This window comes from Phyllobacterium sp. P5_D12, from assembly GCF_054049495.1.
Genome location: NZ_JBFUMG010000417.1, coordinates 1 through 3,964 on the forward strand (window position 1 = coordinate 1; position 3,964 = coordinate 3,964).

A 3,964-nucleotide genomic window follows, 5' to 3' on the forward strand; every position below is an offset into this window, starting at 1 on the left:
CTGTCAGCTTGCGTACATAACGTCTGGTTCGGTTCGCAAGAATGACTGCCAGAATGAGAGCACCCCCGAGGGAAGAGAGCGCAGCTATTGTTAGCCAGCTTCTCATTTGATCCACAGCAATGTTTCGTTCAATCAGCCTTCGATCTTCTTCTGCGAGAAAGCCGTCGACCGTCTTGTTGATTTCATCGAGTTGACCAACGCCGAAATTTGGTCCGAGGGACTCACGGGCTTCCGTACTCATCCCCGCAACCGCTTGGGCAATCGCCGCATCCACGTTTCTCTGTTTTGCTTTCGCCAGATCGCGGATTCGAGTCGCCGTAGCCTGCTGCCGCGGATTTCCCCTGGTCATTTCCGTAAGCGTGTTGAGGCTCTCGTCGAGCCGGGCTGTTACATTTCGATAATGATCGAGCAGCAGTGCACTCTGCGTCAAGATAAACCCCCGCTGGCTGTTGTGAGCCTCGGTCATCAATGACAGCGAACCATATGCCTGTTCACGCACTTTATAGGTGGCGAGGATATCGTCGATCTGATTGTTGACGCTGCGCGCAAGGATAATCGTGGAGCCGGCCGAACCAATGATCATGGCGAGTGAAAGTACGATCGCCAAGCCCCTTAGCGGCCTCCGTGAAAAGCTCATGACAATTCTGCGCCACCACAACAAATGATGTGCCCTCCATGGGAATATCCTAGATATATGGTCGAAGCGTGCCCGGCAAACCCTGCCATCCCGATATGTCCAGGAGCACGTCCTCCTCAAGGATCTCGCACCCGCGATCGAGCCAACGAAGGGCGTTACGAGCCGCGAGCTTCTTCAACGTCTTGTTAGTGTGAACAATCGAAAGGCCTAGCGTATCAGCCACATGTTGTTGCGTCAGCGGCACCATCAGCTTGTTACTCCTGACCATCCCTACTGATTTGGCACGCTGGAACACGAAGGCAAAAAGATAGGCTGCCCTCTCCAAGGCCGTGCGCCGTCCCACGCTCAGCAGGATTTCGTCGAGCATTTGTTCCTCGCGGGAAGCAATCCAGGTTATGTCATAGGCGAGTTCGGGATAGTTGCGGAAGAGGTTTGCAAGTTTATCGCGCTGGAATACACAAAGTATCATCGGCGACAATGCCTCTATCGAATGTTGCATCTCGCGCATCACAGACCCCTGCAGACCAATCAGATCACCAGGTAGAATATAGTTCAGAATCTGCCGGCGACCGTCCTCCAATGTCTTGTAGCGGAAGCCCCAGCCGGACAGCACGGTAAAGAGGTGCGCACTATTGGCACCCTCCACAAGAACAGTCGTACCGGCATCGGCAACCAGCTCGCCCGTTTTGAAATTCGTGAGGAACGATATTTCTTCTTTGGTATGCCGCTGGAACTGCGGGAACTCCTGTAATGGACATTTGTCACAGGGGTACTGCCGGGCAGCCGAAGTCTTCGTGGTTTTCATTATGGCCGTTCAATTGATGGTCAGGTTATAGGGTATCACGCCGCCTGAGGATTGCTTAACATTTCTTCGCAATCCGTATGTCTTAGTTAAATGACATTGCGATTCGGTCCTGTGCATAAGAAGTCCCCACAGGAGCATCTTAAATGGAATTGAAAGGCATGCGACTTCTGGTCCTCGAAGATGAATATCTGATTGGACTGGAGCTGGCGCGCATCGCGGAAGAGTGCCAGGTGCAATCCGTCGATCTGGTTTCGAATGTTAATGAACTACTTGCCTGGATCGAAAGCGACGCCGAATGCGACATTGCAATCATCGAGGTCGAAGCGCACGGTGTTTCTTCATTGCAGGCGGCCAGCCTATTGCAATCGCGAGGCGTGCCGCTGGTTTTCACCACTGCGTATGATGTGGAAGCAGGTGGCATAGATGGCTTTGTAGGAGTTACCGTTGTCGGCAAACCCTACGGCAAAAGTCAAATTATCAAAGCTGTAGCCGCCTTATCGCCGTCGAAAAAGCGATTCAACGAAACCGGCTCCTCAGGCGAACTTGTTTGACGTGACCTGCGTTGCGATTGAATCAGGACCGTAGTCTACCTCCCCCTGAATCTCGAGCAATTCCTGCAGACGTGTTCTGGCACGGCTCACACGGCTTTTGATCGTTCCGACGGCGCACTCGCAGATTTCAGCAGCCTCTTCATAAGAAAAGCCCGACGCGCCGACAAGTATGATCGCTTCACGCTGATCGTCGGGCAGTTTTTCGAGCGCTTTGCGAAAATCCTGCAAATCCAGCGAGCCATATTGTGCCGGATGGACGGACAACTGTTCGGTGAATATCCCATCGGAATCCTGAACCTCGCGCCCGCGCTTGCGCATCTGGCTGTAGAATTCGTTACGCAAGATCGTAAACAGCCAAGCCTTGATATTGGTGCCGGGCTCGAACGAATCCTGTTTGGCCCACGCCTTCATGATCGTATCCTGCACAAGGTCATCTGCCCTGTCCGGATTACCGATCAGTGACACTGCAAATGCTCGCAGTTTCGGCAAGGCAGCAATCAAATCTCTCTTGAAGTCGGCAGATTCATGTACCATTCAACAGCCCGTTATTTGGATGATTGCGTGTGATTGCGTTCAGCCTCATCAAGCTTTTCAAGAAGATCGAGAAAACGAGCCGGTATTTCTTCCTCCTGCACCGATGCGTAAAGCGCGCGTAACTTCAGACCAATTTCTGTTTCAGCGTTCTTAATGTCGCGGCGGCGAACTCGCACCTTTTCAGGAGCGTCAATAGAATTCTTTTTGGCGTTCATTGTCTGATCTTTGCTGGTGGTTCGTCGCTGTAGTATGAATAGAGCCTGTACCCAAGGCACATTAATGACGACAATTCCTGACAAAGAAGAAAGTTCCGTTACAGGGAACTTTTTTTTTGCGAAAGTGTTTCAGGAAAGAACTCACCACGCCTCAGTACCCACCCGAAACAGGGAAATCGCTATAATGTCATTGTCCACCCGGATAGCCCCCCATCTGCCATATCTTCGCCGTTTCGCTCGCGCTATCACCGGCTCGCAATCTTCCGGCGATGCCTATGTTGCGGCGACGCTTGAAATTCTCATCACTGACGTTTCCCTTTTCCCTCAAGCAGGATCTGATCGTGCTAGCCTCTACAAGCTGCTGATCAAACATTTCAACTCCGTCAATGTCCGCCCTCTCGAACTGAAATCCGAGTTCGGCTGGGAGAGACACGCAGCGGCCAACCTCACTGCAATTGCGCCGAAGGCCCGTCAGGCCTTCMTGCTGATCAGCCTTGAAGGTTTCAGCCAGGCTGAGACGATGGAAATTCTCGAAGTCACGGATGGCGAACTTTATGGGCTGCTGGATGAGGCATCCGTCGGCATTTCGAAACAGATCGCAACCGACATTCTGATTATTGAGGACGAACCTTTGATCGCCATGGATATTGAGCACATGGTCCAAACCCTCGGGCACCGCGTGGTTGGCATTGCACGCACGCGCGACGAGGCGCTCAAGATTTACTCCGCCACCCATCCGAGCATGATTCTGGCAGATATTCAGCTTGCGGATGGAAGCTCCGGTATCGACGCAGTGAACAACATTCTCAGCCAGGACGCTGTCCCTGTTATTTTCATCACCGCCTTCCCCGAAAGATTGCTGACAGGAGAACGGCCGGAACCGACCTTCCTCGTTACCAAACCGTTCAATCCCGATATGGTCAAGGCACTAATCACCCAGGCCCTGTTCTTTAAAGAGAGCAGCAAAGCCAGGGCGTAGAGCGCGTTGCCCTCCTGCCTTGGGAACAAAACAGCGTCTTGCCCGTTTTGAATCCGACAAGACAGGGAGATGATAAATGCTTTATTATGCTGTAATTTTTCTGATCATAGCACTTGTGGCAGGCGCGTTAGGTTTTGGCGGTATTGCCGGCGCCTCGGCAGGCATCGCTCAGATCATTTTCTACGTGTTCCTGGCGCTATTGCTAATCTCATTGATCGCCAGCATCATACGTCGCGCCTAGCC

General features: G+C 52.4%; 7 protein-coding genes. 3 read left to right on the forward strand and 4 right to left on the reverse strand.

What is annotated here, in order from left to right:
- A partial coding sequence (locus ACXJ5O_RS20750; RefSeq protein ID WP_457301542.1) for a CHASE3 domain-containing protein occupies positions 1–637 on the reverse strand: 637 nt, incomplete at its 3' end.
- Between the two features lie 49 nt (positions 638–686).
- Positions 687–1,442, reverse strand: a complete 756-nt coding sequence (locus tag ACXJ5O_RS20755) for a Crp/Fnr family transcriptional regulator (RefSeq protein ID WP_457301543.1) — start codon at positions 1,440–1,442, stop codon at positions 687–689.
- Positions 1,443–1,585: 143 nt separating this feature from the next.
- Between ACXJ5O_RS20755 and ACXJ5O_RS20760 the strand changes: the two genes are divergently transcribed.
- Positions 1,586–1,993, forward strand: coding sequence for a hypothetical protein (locus tag ACXJ5O_RS20760; RefSeq protein ID WP_457301544.1), 408 nt, complete (start codon positions 1,586–1,588; stop codon positions 1,991–1,993).
- On the opposite strand, the gene ACXJ5O_RS20765 is transcribed toward ACXJ5O_RS20760, so the two are convergent.
- A complete protein-coding gene (locus tag ACXJ5O_RS20765) occupies positions 1,976–2,527 on the reverse strand; it encodes an RNA polymerase sigma factor (protein WP_112532195.1) in 552 nt (183 codons plus the stop codon). The genes ACXJ5O_RS20760 and ACXJ5O_RS20765 overlap by 18 nt on opposite strands.
- Before the next feature lie 11 nt (positions 2,528–2,538).
- The gene (locus ACXJ5O_RS20770) at positions 2,539–2,742 is read right to left on the reverse strand and encodes a NepR family anti-sigma factor (protein ID WP_112532194.1); all 204 of its coding nucleotides are present in this window, start codon (positions 2,740–2,742) and stop codon (positions 2,539–2,541) included.
- A gap of 184 nt (positions 2,743–2,926) precedes the next feature.
- On the opposite strand from ACXJ5O_RS20770, the gene ACXJ5O_RS20775 reads away from it, so the two are divergent.
- A complete protein-coding gene (locus tag ACXJ5O_RS20775) occupies positions 2,927–3,721 on the forward strand; it encodes a response regulator (protein WP_457301545.1) in 795 nt (264 codons plus the stop codon).
- 76 nt (positions 3,722–3,797) lie between these two features.
- The gene (locus ACXJ5O_RS20780; protein WP_027231091.1) at positions 3,798–3,962 is read left to right on the forward strand and encodes a DUF1328 domain-containing protein; all 165 of its coding nucleotides are present in this window, start codon (positions 3,798–3,800) and stop codon (positions 3,960–3,962) included.
- Positions 3,963–3,964 lie beyond the last annotated feature (2 nt).

Excerpts from the sequence above, each read along its gene's own strand:
- ACXJ5O_RS20755 (WP_457301543.1), bottom strand. The coding sequence starts at position 1,442 with ATGAAAACCACGAAGACTTCGGCTGCCCGGCAGTACCCCTGTGACAAA.
- ACXJ5O_RS20765 (WP_112532195.1), bottom strand. The coding sequence starts at position 2,527 with ATGGTACATGAATCTGCCGACTTCAAGAGAGATTTGATTGCTGCCTTG.
- ACXJ5O_RS20760 (WP_457301544.1), top strand. The coding sequence starts at position 1,586 with ATGGAATTGAAAGGCATGCGACTTCTGGTCCTCGAAGATGAATATCTG.
- ACXJ5O_RS20770 (WP_112532194.1), bottom strand. The coding sequence starts at position 2,742 with ATGAACGCCAAAAAGAATTCTATTGACGCTCCTGAAAAGGTGCGAGTT.
- ACXJ5O_RS20780 (WP_027231091.1), top strand. The coding sequence starts at position 3,798 with ATGCTTTATTATGCTGTAATTTTTCTGATCATAGCACTTGTGGCAGGC.